Annotated in this window: 18 protein-coding genes; 9 read left to right on the forward strand and 9 right to left on the reverse strand. The window is 72.6% G+C overall.

The features are described from left to right. The 5 genes from ACSIH6_RS35995 to ACSIH6_RS36015 all read left to right on the forward strand — a co-directional run. The coding region (locus ACSIH6_RS35995; protein WP_435112791.1) for a helicase-associated domain-containing protein at positions 1–1,817 on the forward strand (1,817 nt) is incomplete at its 5' end. A 276-nt stretch (positions 1,818–2,093) separates the two neighbouring features. Beyond that, positions 2,094–2,552, forward strand: coding sequence for a hypothetical protein (locus tag ACSIH6_RS36000; RefSeq protein WP_435112792.1), 459 nt, complete (start codon positions 2,094–2,096; stop codon positions 2,550–2,552). A gap of 287 nt (positions 2,553–2,839) precedes the next feature. Then, complete coding sequence (locus tag ACSIH6_RS36005; RefSeq protein WP_435112793.1) at positions 2,840–3,244, forward strand: hypothetical protein; 405 nt, start codon at positions 2,840–2,842, stop codon at positions 3,242–3,244. A 72-nt stretch (positions 3,245–3,316) separates the two neighbouring features. Continuing rightward, entirely contained in the window at positions 3,317–3,751 is a 435-nt protein-coding gene (locus tag ACSIH6_RS36010; protein WP_435112794.1) for a hypothetical protein, read from the forward strand. 180 nt (positions 3,752–3,931) lie between these two features. Beyond that, on the forward strand, positions 3,932–5,578 hold the full coding sequence (locus ACSIH6_RS36015; protein WP_435112795.1) for a DNA repair helicase XPB: 1,647 nt from the start codon (positions 3,932–3,934) through the stop codon (positions 5,576–5,578). 33 nt (positions 5,579–5,611) lie between these two features. On the opposite strand, the gene ACSIH6_RS36020 is transcribed toward ACSIH6_RS36015, so the two are convergent. After that, on the reverse strand, positions 5,612–5,848 hold the full coding sequence (locus ACSIH6_RS36020) for a hypothetical protein (protein ID WP_017563581.1): 237 nt from the start codon (positions 5,846–5,848) through the stop codon (positions 5,612–5,614). Positions 5,849–6,105: 257 nt separating this feature from the next. On the opposite strand from ACSIH6_RS36020, the gene ACSIH6_RS36025 reads away from it, so the two are divergent. Continuing rightward, on the forward strand, positions 6,106–7,122 hold the full coding sequence (locus tag ACSIH6_RS36025) for a R2-like ligand-binding oxidase (protein WP_435112796.1): 1,017 nt from the start codon (positions 6,106–6,108) through the stop codon (positions 7,120–7,122). Between the two features lie 15 nt (positions 7,123–7,137). On the opposite strand, the gene ACSIH6_RS36030 is transcribed toward ACSIH6_RS36025, so the two are convergent. Beyond that, positions 7,138–8,190: a zeta toxin family protein gene (locus ACSIH6_RS36030; protein WP_435112797.1), complete on the reverse strand. Its 1,053-nt coding sequence runs from the start codon at positions 8,188–8,190 to the stop codon at positions 7,138–7,140. Positions 8,191–8,320: 130 nt separating this feature from the next. Continuing rightward, positions 8,321–9,634: a glycoside hydrolase family 6 protein gene (locus ACSIH6_RS36035; protein WP_435112798.1), complete on the reverse strand. Its 1,314-nt coding sequence runs from the start codon at positions 9,632–9,634 to the stop codon at positions 8,321–8,323. Between the two features lie 166 nt (positions 9,635–9,800). On the opposite strand from ACSIH6_RS36035, the gene ACSIH6_RS36040 reads away from it, so the two are divergent. The 3 genes from ACSIH6_RS36040 to ACSIH6_RS36050 all read left to right on the forward strand — a co-directional run bounded on the left by ACSIH6_RS36040 (position 9,801) and on the right by ACSIH6_RS36050 (position 14,032). Continuing rightward, entirely contained in the window at positions 9,801–10,223 is a 423-nt protein-coding gene (locus ACSIH6_RS36040; RefSeq protein WP_435112799.1) for an NUDIX hydrolase, read from the forward strand. A gap of 90 nt (positions 10,224–10,313) precedes the next feature. After that, on the forward strand, positions 10,314–12,056 hold the full coding sequence (locus ACSIH6_RS36045) for an ABC transporter transmembrane domain-containing protein (protein WP_435112800.1): 1,743 nt from the start codon (positions 10,314–10,316) through the stop codon (positions 12,054–12,056). Next, positions 12,053–14,032, forward strand: a complete 1,980-nt coding sequence (locus ACSIH6_RS36050; protein WP_435112801.1) for an ABC transporter ATP-binding protein — start codon at positions 12,053–12,055, stop codon at positions 14,030–14,032. Before ACSIH6_RS36045 ends, ACSIH6_RS36050 begins: the two co-directional genes overlap by 4 nt. Positions 14,033–14,132: 100 nt before the next feature. On the opposite strand, the gene ACSIH6_RS36055 is transcribed toward ACSIH6_RS36050, so the two are convergent. From ACSIH6_RS36055 to ACSIH6_RS36080, 6 genes are all read right to left on the reverse strand, one after another. Continuing rightward, positions 14,133–14,735 (reverse strand): Uma2 family endonuclease, encoded by a 603-nt coding sequence (locus ACSIH6_RS36055; protein ID WP_435112813.1) that lies wholly within the window; start codon positions 14,733–14,735, stop codon positions 14,133–14,135. A gap of 273 nt (positions 14,736–15,008) precedes the next feature. Continuing rightward, the gene (groL, locus tag ACSIH6_RS36060; protein WP_435112802.1) at positions 15,009–16,640 is read right to left on the reverse strand and encodes a chaperonin GroEL; all 1,632 of its coding nucleotides are present in this window, start codon (positions 16,638–16,640) and stop codon (positions 15,009–15,011) included. Positions 16,641–17,019: 379 nt separating this feature from the next. Continuing rightward, entirely contained in the window at positions 17,020–17,883 is an 864-nt protein-coding gene (locus ACSIH6_RS36065) for an ABC transporter permease (protein ID WP_435112803.1), read from the reverse strand. Beyond that, a complete protein-coding gene (locus tag ACSIH6_RS36070) occupies positions 17,880–18,851 on the reverse strand; it encodes an ATP-binding cassette domain-containing protein (protein ID WP_435112804.1) in 972 nt (323 codons plus the stop codon). The genes ACSIH6_RS36065 and ACSIH6_RS36070 overlap by 4 nt, the downstream gene beginning before the upstream one ends. Before the next feature lie 168 nt (positions 18,852–19,019). After that, positions 19,020–19,613, reverse strand: a complete 594-nt coding sequence (locus ACSIH6_RS36075; RefSeq protein WP_435112805.1) for a PadR family transcriptional regulator — start codon at positions 19,611–19,613, stop codon at positions 19,020–19,022. Between the two features lie 177 nt (positions 19,614–19,790). After that, positions 19,791–20,069 carry a ubiquitin-like small modifier protein 1 gene (locus ACSIH6_RS36080; protein ID WP_435112806.1) on the reverse strand — a complete coding sequence of 93 codons (279 nt, stop codon included), beginning with the start codon at positions 20,067–20,069 and terminating at the stop codon, positions 19,791–19,793. Between the last annotated feature and the right edge of the window lie 61 nt (positions 20,070–20,130).

Genomic DNA, 20,130 nt, shown 5'->3' on the forward strand with positions numbered 1-20,130 from the left:
GGGGGCCGCCGCACGGAACCGTCTCCGGCGCCCGCCGCGAGGTCACCCTGGACACCGCCGCCTCCCCGGTCGACGAGCTGATCGCCCGCGCCCTTCTGCTGCCGAGCGGCGACGACACCCTCACCCTGCCCCGCGAGGTGGGGCTGCACCTGCGTTCGGGCCCGCTGTTCCGTGAGGTCACCACCGCGCCGCCGCCCTTCGAGGGGACCGCGCACCCCGCCGACGCCGTGACCCGGGCGGCCGCCGGGCAGGCCTTCACGGTGCTGCGTGCCGTCGAGGAACTCCTGGAGCACTGGTCCGAGGACCCGGCCGCGGTGCTGCGCAACGGCGGCCTGGGCGTACGCGACCTGCGCCGCGCCGCCCAGGCGATGGAGACCGACGACGCCACCGCCGCCCTGTTCGTGGAGGTCGCGCACGCCGCCGGGCTGCTCGGCGCCGACGACCGGGTCGGGGGCGAGTGGCTGCCCACCCGCGAGTACGACCTGTGGCGGGAGCGCGCACCCGCGCACCGGTGGCTGCGACTGGCCTCCGCCTGGCTGGAGTCGGACCGCGTGGCGTCGCTGAGCGGATCGCGCGACTCGGGCGGGCGGATGCGCAACGCGCTCGGTCCGGGCCTGGTCCGTCCGGCCGCGCCGCAGGCCCGCCGCGACCTGCTCACGGAGCTGGGCACCGCGGAACCGGGCCTGGCTCCGCTGCCGGACTCGCTGTCGGCACGCCTGTCCTGGCGGCGCCCGCGCCGCCAGTCGCCGGTCTACGCCGAGCTGGTGCGGGCGGCGGCGGCCGAGGCGGCCACGCTCGGCCTGACCGGGCGCGGTGCGCTGGCCGACCACGTCCGTCCGCTGCTGGACGGCGATGAGGACGCGGCCGCGCGCGTCCTGGGCGGAGAGCTGCCCAAGCCGCTCGACTACGTGCTGGTGCAGGGCGACCTGACGGCCGTCGCGCCGGGTCCCCTCGTGCCCGCGTTGGCCCGCGAGCTGTCCCTGGTCGCCGACGTGGAGTCCACCGGCGGGGCCACGGTGTACCGGTTCACGGAGGGGTCGGTGCGGCGGGCCCTGGACGCCGGGCGGGGCGTCGCCGACATCACCGCCCTGCTCGAACGCCACTCGCGCACCCCGCTGCCCCAGGCACTGCGGTACCTGGTGTCGGACGTGGGTCGGCGGCACGGACGGCTGCGGGCCGGTTCGGCGTCGAGCTACCTGCGCTGCGACGAGCCCGCGCTGCTGGAGGAGCTGGTCAGCGACCGGCGGGCCGACGACCTGGGACTGCTGAGGCTGGCGCCGACCGTGGTGGCGAGCCGGTCGACCCGTGCGGCGCTGGTGGAGCGGCTGCGGCAGCTGGGGTACCACCCGGTGCCCGAGGGCGGGGACGGGTCGATGCGGCTGAGCCGCCCCGAGGTGCGCCGGGCCGACGCCGCGGACGTGCTCCCCGCCCCGGGCGGGTCGGGGACGTCGCGGGAACTGGCGGCCGCGGCGGTGCGCGCCGTGCGCGCCGGGGACGAGGCCGCCACGGCGGCGCGCACACCGGTACCGCTGCCCGAGAACGGCCCGCCGGGGTCGCGGTCGGCGGCGGTGCTGGAGGTGCTCGCGGGAGCCGCCCGGGACCGCCGGAGGGTGTGGATCGGCTACACCGACACGGACGGCCGACAGGTGAGCCGGATCGTGGAGCCGTCGGGTGTGGACGGGGGCTTCCTGACCGCCTACGACGCGACCCGGGCGGCGGTGCACCGGTTCGCCGTGCACCGGGTGACCGCCGTGGCCGAGCTGGACCCGGAGCCGCGGGAGGAAGCGGAGCGGCGGGGGCAACCGGAGCCGCGGTAGGCGGTGTTCTTGGGGACCTCCGCTGCGGCTTCGTCCCACCCGTCGCCCGCCACCGCCCTCAGACGCCTACGGCGCGGACCTCCCACGGGAACCCGCCTCTGGACCCTCCAGAGCCCCGTGGCCGCCCGAACCAATCCTCCAGAAGCTGGGGCTGGTCCAAAAAACAGACCTAGCCCACCGGCGCGGGGACGCACCCGGGTTCCTCACGATCGCCCCGGAGGCGGCGGGCTAGTCTGGAACCGAGTTGGTCGACCCACCGACAGCGAGAGAACCCCCATGAGCAACGCATCGCTGCCCCCCGGGGCATCGTCCCCCCGTGAACACGGACGCGACGACGACCGCGAGCGCCGGAGTGCCCGCGCCCCCGAGCGCGACGGGGAGCGCGGGGCCGGGAGCGACCGCCGCGACGACCGGGAGGACGAGCGCGACGGACCCGACGCGCGCCAGAGCGCGATCGGGGCCAGCAGTTCGACGATGGCGCTGATCCTGCACGCCCTGACCTTCGTGTGCTGCATGAACTGGCTGTTCGGTGTCGCCGGGATCGTGTTCGCGGTACGCGCCGCCCACGCCCGCGACCGGGGACGCGCGGTCCAGGCCGAGACGCTCACGCGCTACTCCTGGTACTGCCTGGGCGCGGCCGGGGTGATGCTCTTCGTGATGCTGGTGCTGACGCTGGTGATGTTCACCCAGGCGGGCTCCTGGATCCAGGGAATCGTCCCGGTCACCAACTACTGAGCCGTGTTTGGCGGACGGGGCCACGGGGCACCGCGTCTGCACGGAGCACGGGGATCACCAGCGGGAGCGGGGACGACCGTGGGAGCGGCACGAGACGGGTCCGGGAAGCAGGGGGAGGGGGACGAGCGGTGATGAACGGCGGAGGCGGTCCGAAGGCCTTCTGGGAGAGGAAGCACGGCTTCACACCGGGGTCCCCGCCCGGGGGCGGCCGGGGGCGCCCCGCGCACTCGGCGCCGTTCCGGCTGCCCGGCTCGCCGAGTGCGCCCGGACCGGGCGGTGCGTCAGGCGTGCCCGGACCGCCCGGCCCGGGCGGACACGCCGCCGGTCCCGCCCCGGGGAGCGCCTCCCTGCTGACGGCGCACCCCGACCCGGCGCTCCCGCCTGGGGCGGTTCCCCCTGCGGCCCCTCCCGCCCGTGTGGGCGGCGCCGTGGCCGCGCTGGTGGTGGCCGTCCTCAGCGCGGCGGGGTCGATACTGATGATGTACCTGGGCTTCTGGTTCTTCCTGCTGGTGGTGAACGTGCCCGGGGTCTGGTTCGGCATCTCGACGCTGCGCGGGCTTTCCGACCCCGAACGGGTGGAGCGTTACATTCGGTACACCTGGGCCTGCAACTTCGCGTACTTCGCCCTGTTCGTCCTGTTCCTCATTCCGGTCGTCGTCCTGGCCATGATGATGCTCCTGTTCACCTACTGACCGGCCCTCCCCCGGACCGGTCCTCCCACCCCCCGGTGCCGCGCGCACCACGATCCACGGAGAAGCACCAGCGTGAACGACAACTGGCGGCACAGCGGCCCTCCCCCGGGCCACGGCCCCGGCGGCAACGACGCGTACAAGGACTCGACCGGCGGGTACAGCCCGTACGGCGGCTACGGCGCCCTCGGGAGCGGCTACGGCCCCGGACAGCCCCATCCAGGCGGCCCCTACCCGGGCGGCGGGTACCCGGGCGGCCCCTACCGGGAACAGAGGAGCGCGTCCAGTGCGATCACCGCCCTGGTGGTGTCCCTCGTCCTGGTGCTGACCTGCTGCGGTTTCCTGGGCATCGTCGGCACGGTCTTCTCCGCCCTCGCGATCTCGGAGAAGTCCGACCCCGACAAGTACCAGCGCTACACCCGCGTCGCCTGGATCTCCAACGGCGTGATCCTGGCTCTGGTGGCCCTCATCCTCACTTACATCGTGATCGCCGTCGCCTCCGACATGTGACCCGACGCCTCCGGCCGCGCTCCCCCTCCCCGCCCTCCCGGCTGCTCCCGGGGCGTCACGACCGCCGTCCCGGGGCCGGACAGCCCACCGGGGCATGGGCACGGACCCCGCGGGCATGATCGGGGGGCCGGATGCGTTGCATCTGTGGCCGCCCCCGCCCCGCGAGATTGAAGGTCCGTGTTGTCCTGCCTGATCGTCCAGTCCGACAAGACGCTCCTGCTGGAGGTCGACCACGAGCTCGCCGGCGAGTGCCGCCGGGCCATCGCCCCCTTCGCCGAGCTCGAACGCGCGCCCGAACACGTGCACACCTACCGGATCACACCGCTGGCCCTGTGGAACTCCCGTGCCGCCGGGCACGACGCCGAGCAGGTCGTGGACGCGCTGATCCGGTTCTCCAAGTTCCCGGTGCCGCACTCGCTGCTGGTGGACATCGCCGAGACGATGGACCGCTACGGGCGGCTGCGGATCGTGGGCGACCCGCGCCGTGGCCTGGTCCTGGAGTCCTCCGACCGCGCCGTGCTGGAGGAGGTCGTCCGCGCCAGGAAGCTCAAGGGCATGCTGGGCGAGCGGCTGGGCGAGGACTCGGTCGCCGTGCACCCGAGCGAGCGCGGCAACCTCAAGCAGGCGCTGCTCAGGATCGGCTGGCCCGCCGAGGACCTGGCCGGGTACGTCGACGGCGAGGCGCACCCGATCGACCTCGACCAGGACGGCTGGGAGCTGCGCGGCTACCAGAAGGAGGCCGCGGAGAGCTTCCACGCGGGCGGATCCGGCGTGGTGGTCCTGCCGTGCGGCGCGGGCAAGACCGTGGTCGGCGCGGCGGCGATGGCCATGACCGGGGCGACCACGCTCATCCTGGTGACGAACACGGTGTCGGTACACCAGTGGAAGACCGAGCTGCTGCGGCGCACCTCGCTGACCGAGGACGAGATCGGCGAGTACTCGGGCACCCGTAAGGAGATCCGCCCCGTCACCATCGCCACCTACCAGGTCATGGCGGCCAAGCGGAAGGGCGTGTACACGCACCTGGAGCTGTTCGACGCCCGTGACTGGGGCCTGGTCGTCTACGACGAGGTGCACCTGCTGCCCGCGCCGATCTTCCGGATGACCGCCGACCTCCAGGCCCGGCGCCGGCTGGGCCTGACCGCGACCCTGGTGCGCGAGGACGGCCGCGAGGGCGACGTGTTCTCACTGATCGGCCCCAAGCGCTACGACGCCCCGTGGAAGGACATGGAGAACCAGGGGTGGATCGCCCCCGCGGACTGCGTCGAGGTGCGGGTGGACCTGTCGGAGGCCGAGCGGCTGGCGTACGCGACCGCCGAGCCGGAGGACCGCTACCGGTTCTGCGCCTCCTCCGAGACCAAGACCTCCGTGGTGCGGGAGATCGTGGAGCGCCACCCCGAGGAGCAGGTGCTGGTCATCGGCTCCTACATCGACCAGCTGGACGAGCTCGGCGCGTCGCTGGGCGCGCCGGTGATCAAGGGCGAGACCCGCAACAAGGAGCGCGAGCGCCTCTTCGACGCCTTCCGCTCCGGAGACCTGAGAACGCTGGTGGTGTCGAAGGTCGCGAACTTCTCCATCGACCTGCCCGAGGCCGGTGTCGCGGTGCAGGTGTCGGGGTCCTTCGGCTCACGGCAGGAGGAGGCGCAGCGGCTCGGCCGGGTGCTGCGCCCCAAGTCCGACGGCCGCGCCGCCCGGTTCTACGCCGTGGTGGCACGGGACACCCTCGACCAGGACTACGCCGCGCACCGCCAGCGCTTCCTCGCCGAGCAGGGGTACGCCTACCGGATCACCGACGCCGGCGACCTGCTGTCGGGCGAGGAGATCTGACCGCCGCGGGCGCCGCCCGCGGCGTGCCACCGCTCAGAAGGACGGCAGACCGCCCATGACGTAGGTGCCCGCGGCGATCCCCCAGGCCACCAGGGAGTAGCTCAGGGTGCGGGTGCGCAGGAGCCGGTCGCCCCGCACGGACGGCGCGGTGAAGGCAGCCACGAGGAGGGCCATGCCGAGCAGGGCGGGGATGGCGGAGGCCAACGCGAAGAGCTGGGTCTGGGAGGCGCACGCGGTGTAGCCGGATGTGCCGGGATCACCACAGAACACGTCGTTCCCCGATCGTTCGGTGCGGTCGGTACTCCCCGACCGTACCGTTTCGGCGGGGGCGCGCCGTCAATGACCACGGCCGTATCCCGGCTCCCCCGCGGATGCCGCCCGTCTCCGCACGCCCCGCACCGCGCCCCGGAACACACCGAGCCGGATTCCGTTTTTGGCTCCGCACCTCCCGTGCGCTCTTTACACGAGCCCATTCCGTGTCCAATCATGAGGGCACAGCAGCTCCCCCAGCGGCCAGGAGGTCCCCCGTGCCCGACTCCCCCGTCCCCACCCCGCCCGCACCCACCCCGCCCGCGCCCCCACCCGCGGAGCACCGCACCGGCTTCCACTCGCTCCGGGGCGGCGGCCTGAACTGGGACTCGCTCCCGCTCAGGCTGTTCGCCAAGGGCAACGCCCGGTTCTGGAACCCGGCGGACATCGACCTGAGCCAGGACGCCGAGGACTGGAAGGAGCTGGGCGAGGAGGCCCGGGTGCGGATCCTGCGGCTGTGCGCGTTCTTCGTGGCGGGCGAGGAGGCGGTCACGGAAGACATCCAGCCCTTCCTGCGCGCCATGGCCGCGGAGGGGCGCCTGGGCGACGAGATGTACCTGACCCAGTTCGCGTTCGAGGAGGCCAGGCACGTCCAGGCGTTCCGGCTGTGGCTGGACGCGCTCGGGGTCCACGAGGACCTGCACGGGTACGTGGACGCCAACCCGGGCTACCGGACGCTGTTCTACGAGGAGCTGCCCGGCTCCCTGGAGACGCTGCTGGAGGACCCGAGCCCCCGCAACCAGGTGCGCGCCTCGGTGACCTACAACCACATCATCGAGGGCTCGCTGGCGCTGACCGGGTACTACGCCTGGAACCACGTGTGCACGGTGCGGGACGTCTTCCCGGGGATGCGCCAGATCGTGCGCAGGATCGGCGACGACGAGCGGCGCCACATGGCGTGGGGCACCTTCACGTGCCGCCGCCACGTCGCGGCCGACGACGCCAACTGGGACGTGGTGCGCGAGCGGCTGGACGAGCTGCTGCCGCACGTGATGTCCACGGTGGAGCGCGGCGAGGAGCCCTCGGACGACCCGGCGACGCAGCGCTACGAGCTTCCGCCGGGGGAGCTGGTCCGCTACGCGGGCGACCGCGCGCTGCGCCGGCTCGGCGCGATCGAGTCCGCGCGCGGGGTGCCCGTGTCGCGGATCGACCTGGACGCCACGCCCGAGGACCTGGAGGAGCGGTTCGGCGAGGAGGACCGGGAGGTCATGCGGAGGCTGGCGGCCCGGGACTGAACCCGCCGGGCCCGCTCAGACGGCGCTGCGCGGGGCGCTCCTGGGCGCGTGCCACAGCTCGCGGCGCCCGCGTTCGGCCTCCAGGGCGATGCGTCCGAACGGCTCGGTCCGCCAGTCGTCCCCCTCCCGGTGGTTGGCGTAGAGCACCTCGCCGTCGCGGGAGAGCACGTAGAGCGAGTCCACCAGCCGGTGGGTCTCCAGGAACTCCACCGTGTTGGGGACACCCAGATAGAAACGGTCATGGTGAAGTTCGGGCATCCACCTGCCGAAACCCTGGTCGGCGCGGGCACGGGCGTAGCGGTCGGCGATCGCGAATCCGCTGTTGGAGCTGTGGGTGGCCACGAAGGCGACCTCCACCCGGTATCCGGCGTCGCGGAACCCCTCCACCCAGGACGCGGCCCAGTCGGCGCGGCCCAGGGGGTGGCTGCACACCGCGTCCACGCGGCCCGCGCGCAGGTGCGCCATGGCGAGCCCGTGCAGGCCGCCGACCTGCCTGGCCAGGGAGGAGGAGGCGGCGCGGTCGTCCGCGGTCATCGCCCACTCGTAGTCGGGCGCCAGGCGCAGCAGGTCGTCGCCGTCGTAGCTGACGGTGCCCTCGGGCAGGAACGGCAGGACGAGGCGCTGGAGGGTGGACTTGCCCGAGCCGGGCTGGCCGCCGAGGAGCAGGAGCCGGGGCCGCTCGCGGGCCGGTCCGGTGAGCCGGTCGCGGAGCGCGAGGTCGAACAACGCGTCCAGATCGGCCCCGGCCAGGGCCCCGCCCGGTTCCTCGGGGGTCGCGCCGTCGCGGACGCGGATCGGCTCGGCCCGCAGTTCGGCGACGACGCCGGGGAGTTCGCGGTTGACCCGGGCGACCTCCTCATCGCCGAGGAAGGGCAGCCGGGCCTCCTGCGCGAGGAGCTCGGCGGCGCGCTCCCGGAGCCCGGTCCTGCTCAGACAGGCGCCGACGGCCGCACTGTAGAGGTTGTAGGCCCGTTCACGGGCCTGCCTGGAACCGGCCTCCTGCGCGGGGAACCCGCCGCAGGCGCTGTCCTCCACCAGGGTTCGCTCGCCCACCTGTGGGATCGTCATCTGTGTCCGCCCTTCACCCACCGGGGATGCTAGTGCCTCCCCTGCCCCGGGGTGCGGGGTTCGGCGCTGTTGGCCGGAGGCGGCCAGGAGAACGGGGCGGGACGCGGCGCGCCCCACCCCGTCAGGCCGGTCAGGCCGCGGAGCACGTCACCTCGGGTGCGCTGTTGCTACCGCCGTGGGTCGCGGTGAACCCGAACTCGGTGCTGCCCCCGGCGCTGAGCGTGCCGTTCCAGCCGAGGTCGGACGCGGTGACCTGCGAACCGCTGCTGGCGAACTCGGCGTTCCAGCCCTGGCTGAACCGCTGTCCGTCGGCGTAGGTCCACGTCACGGTCCAGCCGCTGAGGGAGTCGTCGGCGGTGACCGTCACCGCCGCCTGGAAACCGTTGCCCCACTCGCTGACGATCCTGTAGTCGGCCGTGCAGCCCTCGCCCGCGGGCGGGTCGGTGGGCTCGTCGGGATCGGTCGGCTCGTCGGGGTCGGTGGGGTACTCGGGGGCGTTCACCGCCATGTCGTAGGCGGCCTGGGGCACGAACTGCCCCGCGGGAGCGATGCAGCCGTCGGCCTCACCCGGCAGCTTGGTCCAGATGAAGGCGTCGATCAGCGGGTTCCCGGTGTCGGTGCTGCTGGGGCGGCCGATCATCCGTCCCGGCGGGTCGCACCACTCGCCGTCGGCGGCGGGACCGTTGCCGTTGCGGCTGGTGTCGACCACGGCGCCGAGCCCGGGCACACCCGTCGCGGAGATGACGGCCTCGGCGAAGGAGACCTCGTCCTCGGTCCAGTTGTAGTTGGAGGTGTTGGTGGCGATGCCGTGGGCGCTGTCCGCGATGTCCGCGCCGTTGAGCAGGTCGGCGGCCTCCTGCGGGTCCAGCCAGGCCGAGTGCCCGATGTCGAAGTAGACCCTGGCCTCGGAGGAGCCCTCCATGAGCGCCTTGCCCGCGTAGGCCATGGAGTCCAGGAGTTCGGACGGATCGCTACAGCCGCTCACCAACGGCAGGGCGTCGGGCTCCAGGACGATGGTGGCGGATCGGCCCTCCAGGCCCGCGGCGACCTCGTCGACCCAGGCGCGGTAGGCGTCGTGGCTGGGCGCCCCGCCGCCGCTGTGGTTGCCGCAGTCGCGGCCGGGGATGTTGTAGACCACCAGGATGGGGGCCTGGCCCTGGGCGTCGGCGGCGCTGACCACCGCGTCCACGTCGTCGCGGACCTCGTCGGGGTTGTACTGGGTGAACCAGGTGGCCTGGGCGACCGAGGCGATACGGTCGCGGATGACGTCGGCCCGGGGGTCGTTCGGATTCTCCTCGGCCCAGACGGCCGCCGACGTGTCGGGGTTGACGTAGAACTCGGACTCGGCGGCCGAGGCGGGCGCTGTGCTGAGCAGCGCCGTTCCCAGGGCCAGGGCCGAGACGGAGCTCACTGCTGCTCCGATGGCTATGCGTGTGCGGGACATGAGCCTTCCTTCGGTGTGGTGTTCCCCGGTTTCCCCTGCTTTCCTTTACTGCGCGCATGGGAGCGCTCCCAAAAAGTCACGTTACCCCGCGGAGCCCCTTTCCCCCAGAGGAGTAACGACTGTGTTTCCCAAAGGTGACATCTACGCCCTGACATAGGGTGGTCACATGTCGCCCACCCCGCCCTCCTCCCCCGCCGTCATCGACGCCCTCGCCTGGGTCCACGTCCACGAGGGGCGTCTGCTGTGCGTCCGCACCGACGGGGTGGACCTGTTCTACCTGCCCGGCGGCAAGCGCGAGCCCGGGGAGAGCGACGAGGCCGCGGTGGCCCGCGAGGCCCTGGAGGAGGTCAGCGTGGTGCTGCGACCGGACACGGTCCGCCGGATCGCGGTGATCGACGAGGCCGCCCACGCCCAGGGCCCGGGCGCCCGTGTGCGCCTGTCGTGCCACACCGCCGAGTACGACGGCGAGATCTCGGCGGACAACGAGATCGCCGAACTCGCGTGGATCGGCTTCGCCGACCGCCGACGCTGCGCCCCGGCGGTGCGCCGCCTCATCGAACTCCTCCACACCGAGGGCACCGTCCACTGACCCGGGCCCGGACCGGAGCTCACCCCGCCCCTCCCCACCCCGAAAAAATGAGTGGCCCGCACCCATCCCTCTGGTTACAGTTCGGGAACTGTGCGCACACTTCCCCAGCCCACTGGCGTTCCCGAACACCGGTCGGCCGACCGGTTCCTGTGGTGGCTCATCCGGAGGGAACGCCGCTCACTGCTGTGGTCGGGGACCACCACGGGCGTCCTCATGCTCGACGGCGTACTCATCTCCGCCGCACTCGGCGCCGCCCTCGACTCCGGGATCACCCGCGGGGACCCGGGCGCCCTCCTCGGCTGGTTCGGCGTCCTCAGCGCGATCATCGCGGTCTCCATCGCACTCGTCCCCCTCTCCCACCGGGCCGACTGCTTCAACTGGTACGCGTCCGCCTACCGCACCATCCAGGTGGTCACCAACCACTCCGTGCGCATGGGGCCCACGCTCACCAGGCGACTGCCCTCCGGCGAGGTGGTGGCCGTGGGCACCGAGGACATCAACCGCATCGGCGACTTCTACGAGACGGTGGGCCAGCTCCTGGCCGCCTTCGTGACGGTGACCGCGGTCAGCGCCTTCATGCTCACCTCGCACGTCACCTTCGGCGTCATCATCCTGGTGTCGGTCCCGCTCATCATGGCGGGGATGGTGCCCCTGCTGAGCCTGTTCTCCCGCCGCCAGGAGCACCAGCGCGACCGGCAGGCCGAGCTCACCACCCTGGCCACCGACCTGGTCGCGGGCCTGCGCGTACTCCGGGGCGTGGGCGGCGAGCGCACCGTGGACCACCGCTACCGCACCGCCTCCCAGCGGGTCCGCTCCGCCACCCTGCGCGTGGGCTGGGTGGACGCCGCCCTGAACGCCGTGCGCGAACTCCTCCCCGGGCTGCTCCTGGTCGGCATCGTCTGGTACGGCGCGCGCCTGGCCCTGACCGGGGAGATCACCGTCGGCCAGCTCGTCGCGTTCTACGGCTACACCGGCACGCTCTCCACGGCCGTGCGCCACCTGATGCGTTCCCTGTCCCTGTTCGTCTCGGCCCGGGTGGCCGCGGGGCGCGTGGTGCGCGTGCTGCGCCTGGAGCACGACCACCCCGACCCCGAGCGTCCCGCGCCGGAACCGGCCGGCCCCTGCGACCTGCACGACCCCGGCAGCGGGGTGACCCTCGCCGCGCACCGCACCACCGGCGTGGTCTGCGCCGACCCCGCCGACGCCACCGCCATCACCGAACGCCTGGGGCGCTACCGGGACGAGGAGGGCGCGGACGCCGTGCTGGTCGAGACGGCCACCGGCCGGACCGTGCGCCTGCGCGACCTGCCCCGGTCCCAGGTGCGCCGCCGCGTCCTGGTGGCCACCAACGACGCGCACCTGTTCTCCGGAACCCTGCGCGACGAACTGTCCCCGGACCAGGGGATCTCCGACGAACGCCTCGCCGAGGTCGTGCGCGCCGCGCACGCGGACGACGTGGTGCGCCAGTCCACCGCCGGGCTGGACGCGCTGCTCACCGAGCGCGGCCGCGAGTACTCCGGTGGCCAGCAACAGCGCCTGCGCCTGGCCCGCGCCCTGGCCCTGGATCCGGAGATCCTGCTCCTGGTGGAGCCCGCTTCCGCCGTGGACGCCCACTCCGAGGCCGCGATCGCCGCGGGACTGCCCACCGAGCGGGCGGGGCGCACCACCGGCCTGGTCACCACCAGTCCGCTGCTGCTCGACCACACCGACCGCGTGCAGTTCGTCGAGGGGGGCCGCCTCACGGCCGAGGGGACCCATCGCGGCCTCCTCGCCGAGTCCCCCCGCTACGCCGCCACCGTCCTGCGCGCCGTTCCCACGGAGGGGAAGCCATGACCCGGGCCGCCGACGACGCCGAGACCCTCGGCCCGCCCGAGGCGTCCGCGGCGTCCAGAACATCCGGCGGGCCCGGCACGTCCGCCACGTCCCAGACATCCGGGACGTCCCAAACATCCGGGGCGCCCCAGGTACCCATCCCCGCACCCACGGAGCACCACGCGGCGGGACTGCCGATCGCGCCGGTCGCGGCCGTGTGGAGGCGGCTGCGCCGCGCCGGGCGCGAGCACGGACGGCTGCTCGCCGTCGTCGTGCTCCTGTACGGGACGGCCGCGCTCATGGCGCTGGCCTCACCCTGGATCCTGGGCCTGATCATCGACACCGTGCGCGCGGGCGGGGCCTCAGCCGGGCCCCTCTCCGGAACCACGGACCAGGCGGCCTCGCGCGTCGACGTGCTCGCCGGACTCATCGTCGTGGCGCTGGTGCTGCACGCCGGGTTCACCCTGGCGTCCGTGGCGGCCTCGATCCGGTTCGGCGAGAGCGTGCTGGCCGAACTGCGCGAGGAGTTCGTGCGCGCGGTGCTCCGGCTCCCGATGGGAGTGGTGGAGCGGGCGGGCACGGGCGACCTGGTGGCGCGCACCGGCCGCGACATCGGCCACCTGAGCCACACCGTGCGCGTCTCGGTACCGGTGATGGCGGTGAGCTCGGTGACCCTGGTGGTCGTCACCGCGGCGCTGGCCGTCCTGCACCCGCTCCTGTTGCTGGCGTGGCTGCCGTCCGTGCCCGTGCTGTGGGTGTCCACGCGCTGGTACGCCCGCAGGGCCCCGGACGGGTACGTGCGCGAGCTGGGCACCTACTCGGAACTGACCCAGAGCGTGACCGACACCGTGGAGGGTGCGCACACCATCGAGTCGCTGGGACGGCAGGCCCGGCGGATCGCGCTCAACGAGCAGAAGGTGGGCCGGGCCTACGCGGCGGAGCGGTACACGCTGTGGCTGCGCTGCGTCTGGTACCCGCCGCTGGAACTCGGGTACATGCTCCCGATCGCGCTGACCTTCCTGGTGGCGGGCCTGCTGTACGCGGACGGGTCGCTGAGCCTGGGCGGGATCGCCACCGCGGTCTTCCTCAGCAGGCAGATGGGGCGGCCCCTGGACCAGCTGCTGGACCAGGTGGACAGCCTGATGATGGGTTTCACGAGCATGCGCAGGCTGTTGGGCGTGGAGCTGGCCGGGGAACCGGCCGAGAAGGCGCCCCTGCCCTCCGTGGCGGACGCGCCCCGGAACGCCCGACCCGGCGAGGTGCGGGTGGAGGACGTGCGCTTCGGCTACACCGGCACGGAGGTCCTGCACGGCGTCGACCTGGTACTGGCGCCCGGCGAACGCCTGGCCGTGGTGGGCCCGAGCGGCGCGGGCAAGTCGACCCTGGGCAAGCTGATCGCGGGCGTGCACCCGCCCACTTCGGGCGGTGTCCGCGTGAGCGGGGCGCCGGTGTCGGGCCTGCCTCCCGAGGAACGGCGCGCGCGGGCGATCCTGCTGAGCCAGGAGAGCCACATGTTCCGGGGAACGATCGCCGAGAACCTGGCGCTGGCGCTGGACCGGCCCGAGGGCGCGGCCGCGGTGGACGAGGAACGCCTCTGGGAGGCCCTGACCGCCGTGGACGCCGAGCCCTGGGTGCGCGCGCTGCCGGACGGGCTGGGCACGCGGGTGGGGTCGGGCAACGCCTCGCTGGACCCGGCCCACGTGCAGCAGCTCGCCCTCGCCCGCGTGGTGCTGGCCGACCCGGACGTGCTGGTGCTGGACGAGGCCACGTCCCTGATGGACCCGCGTTCGGCCCGCCATCTGGAGCGCTCGCTGGCGGGGGTGCTGTCGGGCCGTACGGTGGTGGCCATCGCGCACCGGCTGCACACCGCGCACGACGCCGACCGGATCGCGGTGGTGGAGGACGGCCGGATCAGCGAACTGGGCAGCCACGACGAGCTGCTGGCCCGCGGCGGCTCCTACGCCGACCTGTGGCGGGCCTGGCACGGCGCGGGCTGACGGCGGTGCCCCACAGACCACGATCGGCACATCGGCGATGGGTGGTCGGTGATCAGCGGACAGCACGACTGACTTCTCCGGGCCGCTGTTGTCCGCGCCCTCAGGAGGGCCACTGGTCGGGGCCGGGGAACCTGGACGTGTCCAGCTCGACGTCGAAGGGCTCCGGCAGCCGGATCTTCGCGCCGAAGTCCACGGTCGTGGCGTGGTTGTAGCGGCCGTTGCCGGGCTGCTCGTAGAGGGTGACCGACGGCCCCGCCTCGTCCCAGGCGTCGATCAGCAGGTAGAGCGGGACCGGCGCGTGCGCGTAGCCCCACAGCTTCTTCCTGCGGTCGGTGTCCCTGCTGCTCCGGGAGACGATCTCGACCACCAGCTCCGCCTCGTCCGCCGGGCAGGGAGTCCGTGACGGATCGAGGACGACGTCCTCCGGCATGACAACGAGGTCAGGCATGTAGAGCCGCTCGACCATCGGCAACTGGATGCCCAGGGTCTGATAGACATCCCAGTCGTCGGGAAGGACCTGCCCGAGCATCCGGTTCACCCGGACCGCGATGTAGTTGTGGGGGTCAGACGGGGGGGCCACGAGCACGACTCCGTTGTCATCGATGATCTCGGCCCGCCAACCGTCGGGCACGTCCAGCTCTCGCCAGGTGCCCAGCAGGTAGTCCCATTGCGACAGCCCCACCGCCGGGGCGGCTTCCGTCATCAGCAGACTCATTTCGCCTTGCACCTCCGAACAGGGACTGTAACGCTCCGTGTCCCCGTCCGCCCGACACTTCGCAGAATAACCCCGGCTTTCCGCGAACGACAGTGCCGCTTCGGCGATCCCGGCGTTCCCAGTGTTTCCGGTCCCGGTCCCGACCCCGGAAAAGGCGAAACCGGGCGACCCCCGAAGGGGCCGCCCGGTCGTCGCGGGCGAGGTCGCGTATCCGGACCTCAGACACCTGCGGGCCCGGGGGCCCGAGGTCTCACGGACCTACTAGAAGTCCATGCCGCCCATGCCACCGGTCGGGTCGCCGGCGGGAGCGGCGGCCTTCTCCGGCTTCTCGGCGATGACGGCCTCGGTGGTCAGGAACAGACCGGCGATGGAAGCCGCGTTCTGCAGAGCCGAGCGGGTGACCTTGGTCGGGTCGATGACGCCGTCCTTGAACAGGTCGGTGTACTCGCCGGTGGCGGCGTTCAGGCCGAACCCGGGCTCCAGGTTCCGGACCTTCTCCGCCACGACGCCGCCCTCGAGGCCGGCGTTGATGGCGATCTGCTTGAGCGGCTCGGCGATGGCGCGACGCACGATGTCGGCGCCGATGGCCTCGTCGCCCTCCAGCTCCAGCTTCTCGAAGGCCGGGACGCTGGCCTGGAGCAGAGCGACACCACCGCCGGGCAGGATGCCCTCTTCGACCGCGGCCTTGGCGTTGCGGACGGCGTCCTCGATGCGGTGCTTGCGCTCCTTGAGCTCCACCTCGGTGGCGGCACCGGCCTTGATGACGGCCACGCCGCCGGCCAGGCGGGCGAGACGCTCCTGGAGCTTCTCGCGGTCGTAGTCGGAGTCGGTGCGCTCGATCTCGTTGCGGATCTCGTTCACGCGACCGGCGATCGCGGTGGCGTCACCGGCGCCGTCCACGATGGTGGTCTCGTCCTTGGTGACGACGATCTTGCGGGCGCGGCCGAGCATGTCGAGCTCGGTGCTCTCCAGCTTGAGGCCGACCTCCTCGGTGATGACCTGGCCGCCGGTCAGCACGGCGATGTCGCCGAGCTGGGCCTTGCGGCGGTCACCGAAGCCCGGGGCCTTGACGGCGACGGACTTGAAGGTGCCGCGGATCTTATTGACGACCAGCGTCTGGAGGGCGCCGCCCTCCAGGTCCTCGGCGATGACGACCAGCGGGCGGCCGGCCTGGAGGACCTTCTCGACAACCGGCAGGAACTCGTTGTTGTTCGAGATCTTGGAGTTGACGATGAGGATGTAGGGGTCCTCGAGGACCGTCTCCATGCGCTCCAGGTCGGTGGCGAAGTAGGGCGAGATGTAGCCCTTGTCGAAGCGCATGCCCTCGGCGAGCTCGAGCTCCAGCCCGAAGGTCTGGCCCTCCTCGACCGTGATGACGCCTTCCTTGCCGACCTTGTCCATGGCCTCGGCGATGGTCTCGCCGATCTGGGGGTCGCCGGCGGAGATCGAGGCGGTGGAGGCGATCTGCTCCTTGGTCTCGATGTCCTTGGAGAGGTTGCCGAGCTCCTCGTTGATGCGCGCGACGGCGGACTCGATGCCGCGCTTGAGGCTGATCGGGTTGGCGCCGGCGGCGACGTTGCGCAGACCCTCGCGGACGAGGGCCTGGGCGAGCACGGTGGCGGTGGTGGTGCCGTCACCCGCGACGTCGTCGGTCTTCTTGGCGACCTCCTTGACCAGCTCGGCCCCGATCTTCTCCCACGGGTCCTCGAGCTCGATCTCCTTGGCGATGGAGACACCGTCGTTGGTGATCGTGGGGGCGCCCCACTTCTTCTCCAGGACGACGTTGCGGCCCTTGGGGCCGAGCGTGACCTTGACGGCGTCAGCGAGCTGGTTCATGCCGCGCTCGAGGCCGCGACGGGCCTCCTCGTCGAACGCGATCAGTTTGGCTGCCATTGAGTTCTTGTCCTCCCGTGACCGGGCTGATACGCGATGGGACGAGGCATGCGCCCGCGACGGACGACCGCGGACCCTCCGGCAACCCTGCTGCCGGGGACCGCGATCTCGCAGCCTCGATCCGGTTAGCACTCAGTCAAGGCGAGTGCTAACCAGTTCCCTTTTTAGCACTCGACCCCGGCGAGTGCAAACGATGTGGTCACGATTTCCCATCCCGACATTTCCGCGTCTACCTGCACAAACACCGTATGACATGGGGGTTTTCCGCGTTGAGCGGACGGAGCCGCGCACCGGTTCCCCCTTTCCCGGCGCACGGCTCCGACCCGGCTCCAAGGCTCCCGGCCCGGCCCCGGCCCGGCGCGCGACAGCGGCGCCCGGGTCAGGAGCTGAGGCGGCGCATCGCCCGCGACCCCCCGGCCAGCGCCGCGACCGCGAGCACCACCGCCACGGCCCAGCCGACGGCGACCGACGCGTCCCACTGCCCGGCGAACAGGGCGCGCTCGGCGTCCACCACGTAGGCCACCGGGTTGGCCCGCGAGAGCGCGTACAGCCACGGCGGCGCCAGTTCCATCGGCAGCAGCACGCCGGACAGCAGCATCAGCGGCATGATCAGCGTCTGCACGATGGGCGCGAACACGTAGGTCTGCTTGACCGCCAGGGCCGTCAGGTACGACAGCGTGGACAGCCCGACGCCCAGGACGGCGAGCAGGAGCAGCCCCACGACGGCGCCCGCCAACGACGCGTCGAACCCGAGCGGCACCACCAGCACGAGGATGAGCACCATCTGCGCCAGCATGAGCACCACGTCGCGCAGGACCCGTCCCAGCAGCAGCGAAACCCGGCTCACCGGGGTGGCCAGCAGCCGCTCGTGCGCTCCGGAGGACATCTCCGGCAGCAGCCCGAAACCGGCGAACCCGGCCGTGAACAGGCCGAGCATCACCAGCAGACCGGGCACGAACCACTGCCACGGGTCCTGTCCCTCGGCACCGGCCAGCCCCGTCAGCAGCGGCGCGAACAGCACCAGGTACAGCACCGGTTGCAGCATGCCGAAGAGCAGCATCAGCGGCCGGTGCAGGAACGGCCGCATCTGGCGGGCGAAGACGGTCGCGGTGTCGCGCACCAGGCCCGGCCCCCGCATCGCGGGCGCCTTCCCCCCGGTCGCCTTCGCCGCGGACTCCTTCGCCCCGGTCCTCTCCTCCCCGGTCGCCTCCGCGGGAGTTCCGGTCACCTCGTGGAAGCTCATGCCCCCTCCTCCCTCAGGCTGCGTCCGGTCAGGGTCAGGAACACGTCGTCCAGGGTGGGCCGCTGCACCCGGACGGCGAGCAGCGGGACTCCGGCCGCGTCCAGCCCGCGCAGCAGCTCGGGCAGCACGGTGTCCCCGCGTTCCACGCGCAGGCGCACCTCGGCGTCGCGCCCCGCGTGCGCGAGCACCTCCGCCGTTCCGGCGGAGGGCACCCGCTCGGCGATCCCGGCGGCGGTGCGCGCCTGTTCGGCGTTCGGCACGGTGAGGGTGACCAGGTCGCCGGAGACCTTGCCCTTGAGTTCGTCGGCGGTGCCGTCGGCGATGACCCTGCCGTGGTCGATGACCAGGACCCGCTCGGCCATGTCGTCGGCTTCGTCGAGGTAGTGGGTGGTGAGCACGACCGTGGTGCCCGTCCGGTCGCGCAGCCGGGCGATGTGCTCCCACAGGTTGGCGCGGCTGTGCGGGTCGAGTCCGGTGGAGGGCTCGTCCAGGAACAGCAGCTTCGGCTCGTGGATGAGCCCCATGGCGATGTCGAGGCGCCTGCGCTGTCCGCCGGAGAGCTTGGTGACCTCGCGGTCGGCGGCCCCGCCCAGCTCCAGCTGGTCGAGGAGTCCGTCGGCGCGGCGGCGCGCGGTGCGCCGGTCGAGCCCGTACAGCAGCCCCTGCGTGTACAGCTCCTCCCGGGCCCGCTGGTCCTCCCCGGCGCCGTGCCCCTGGCCGACGAAGCCGATCCCCCGGCGCACCTTGGCGGGTGCGGTGCGGACGTCGTGCCCCGCGACCACGGCGGTGCCCGAGGTGGGTTCCAGCAGGGTGGTGAGCATGCGCAGTGTGGTCGACTTCCCCGCGCCGTTCGGTCCGAGCAGGGCGACGAGCTCGCCCTCGGCGACGTCGACGTCGACGCCGCGGACGGCCTGGACGACCTCCTTGCCGACCCGGAAGTCGCGGGTCAGCCCACGTGTGTGGATCATCCCTCTCCTTATTAAAACTTGAGTACGAGAGAGAGTGTGCACCACCCCGACGCGATATTCAAACTTTAATAAGAGCTCGGTCCGCCCCCGGGGATCCGACCTGGGCAGCGGGGAGAGACCCGCCCGGACAGAGGGAAGTCGAGCCGACGGGACCGGAGGGCCGCCGGGTCAGCGGTCGCGGGCGGCTGCCCCCGACGCCGGGGGCAGCCCGAAGGCATCGGGGCCGTCGTCGGCCATGGTGTACTCCCCGGCCCGCAGGGTGGCGACGAGGTCGCGCGTCCAGCGGGTCTCGGCCCCGATCGTGCCCCTCCACAGGCTGAAGAGCTCACGCACGTGCGCGGGCTTGCCCCACCCGTCGGAGGGCCGCAGCTCCTCGTCGGTCCTCTCCAGCAGCTCCAGGCGCTGCTCCAGCAGGCCGACGACCTCCGCGCGCGGCAGGATGCACATGAGGGTGACCGCCGCGAAGAGCATCGCGGGGTCCTCCCTACGGGTCAGCCCCCGGCGGATGAGGCGGCGCAGCTCGGCCTCGCCGTCCTCGGTGATCGCGTAGGAGACGCGGTCGACCACCTCGTCCCCCTCGGCGACGAACTCGCGCAGCCTGCCCTCCTGGGAGAGCTTGCGCAGGGCGTGGTAGATGGAGCCCCACTTGATGTTGGCCCAGTGCTCGGTCCCCCAGTCCAGGAGCTCACGGCCCACTCGGTATCCGTGGGCCTGCCCCTCCATGCGCACCACACCCAGGACCAACAGCCGTGTCGCCGACATCTCCACCCTCGTTCGACCGGAATCCCTTCCAGCCTACGAGCAGCGACGCGGCGGTTCGGCGCGCCCCGGCCGGGCGGCGCCACGCCATCACCGCCCCTGGGCGCACGGGTTGTCGGCGGACGACGAAGGGGCGGCCCCGGCGCCCTGTCGCGCCGCGGCCGCCCCTCGCGGTGGGGCTCAGCAGCCCCCGGCGACCGCCGGGATGATGGAGACCTGGGCACCGTCGGCGACCTCGGTCTGGAGGCCCTTCTCGAAGCGCACGTCCTCGTCGCCGATGTAGACGTTGACGAAGCGGCGCACCTTGCCGCCGTCGTCCAGGATGCGGGCGCGGATGCCGGGGTAGTTGGCCTCCAGGTCGTCGAGGACCTCGGCCAGGGTGGCGCCCTGGGCGGAGACCTCGGAGGCGTCGTTGGTGTAGGTGCGCAGGATGGTGGGCACGCGGACGCTGGCGCTCATGGCGGACTTCCTTCTCGTGGGAGATGACGGGTGGTCGGGCGGACGGGGCCCGAGGGGCGTG

The sequence above is a fragment of the Nocardiopsis synnemataformans genome, assembly GCF_965343085.1.
Classification (GTDB): Bacteria; Actinomycetota; Actinomycetes; order Streptosporangiales; family Streptosporangiaceae; genus Nocardiopsis; species Nocardiopsis alborubida.

What these genes read in the sequence shown, in the direction of transcription:
- ACSIH6_RS36065 (WP_435112803.1), bottom strand. Translation starts at nt 17,883, where the DNA reads ATGAGCTTCCACGAGGTGACCGGAACTCCCGCGGAGGCGACCGGGGAG.
- ACSIH6_RS36075 (WP_435112805.1), bottom strand. Translation starts at nt 19,613, where the DNA reads ATGTCGGCGACACGGCTGTTGGTCCTGGGTGTGGTGCGCATGGAGGGG.
- ACSIH6_RS36030 (WP_435112797.1), bottom strand. Translation starts at nt 8,190, where the DNA reads ATGACGATCCCACAGGTGGGCGAGCGAACCCTGGTGGAGGACAGCGCC.
- ACSIH6_RS36000 (WP_435112792.1), top strand. Translation starts at nt 2,094, where the DNA reads ATGAGCAACGCATCGCTGCCCCCCGGGGCATCGTCCCCCCGTGAACAC.
- ACSIH6_RS36035 (WP_435112798.1), bottom strand. Translation starts at nt 9,634, where the DNA reads ATGTCCCGCACACGCATAGCCATCGGAGCAGCAGTGAGCTCCGTCTCG.
- ACSIH6_RS36040 (WP_435112799.1), top strand. Translation starts at nt 9,801, where the DNA reads ATGTCGCCCACCCCGCCCTCCTCCCCCGCCGTCATCGACGCCCTCGCC.
- ACSIH6_RS36070 (WP_435112804.1), bottom strand. Translation starts at nt 18,851, where the DNA reads ATGATCCACACACGTGGGCTGACCCGCGACTTCCGGGTCGGCAAGGAG.
- ACSIH6_RS36080 (WP_435112806.1), bottom strand. Translation starts at nt 20,069, where the DNA reads ATGAGCGCCAGCGTCCGCGTGCCCACCATCCTGCGCACCTACACCAAC.
- ACSIH6_RS36050 (WP_435112801.1), top strand. Translation starts at nt 12,053, where the DNA reads ATGACCCGGGCCGCCGACGACGCCGAGACCCTCGGCCCGCCCGAGGCG.
- ACSIH6_RS36055 (WP_435112813.1), bottom strand. Translation starts at nt 14,735, where the DNA reads ATGACGGAAGCCGCCCCGGCGGTGGGGCTGTCGCAATGGGACTACCTG.
- groL (WP_435112802.1), bottom strand. Translation starts at nt 16,640, where the DNA reads ATGGCAGCCAAACTGATCGCGTTCGACGAGGAGGCCCGTCGCGGCCTC.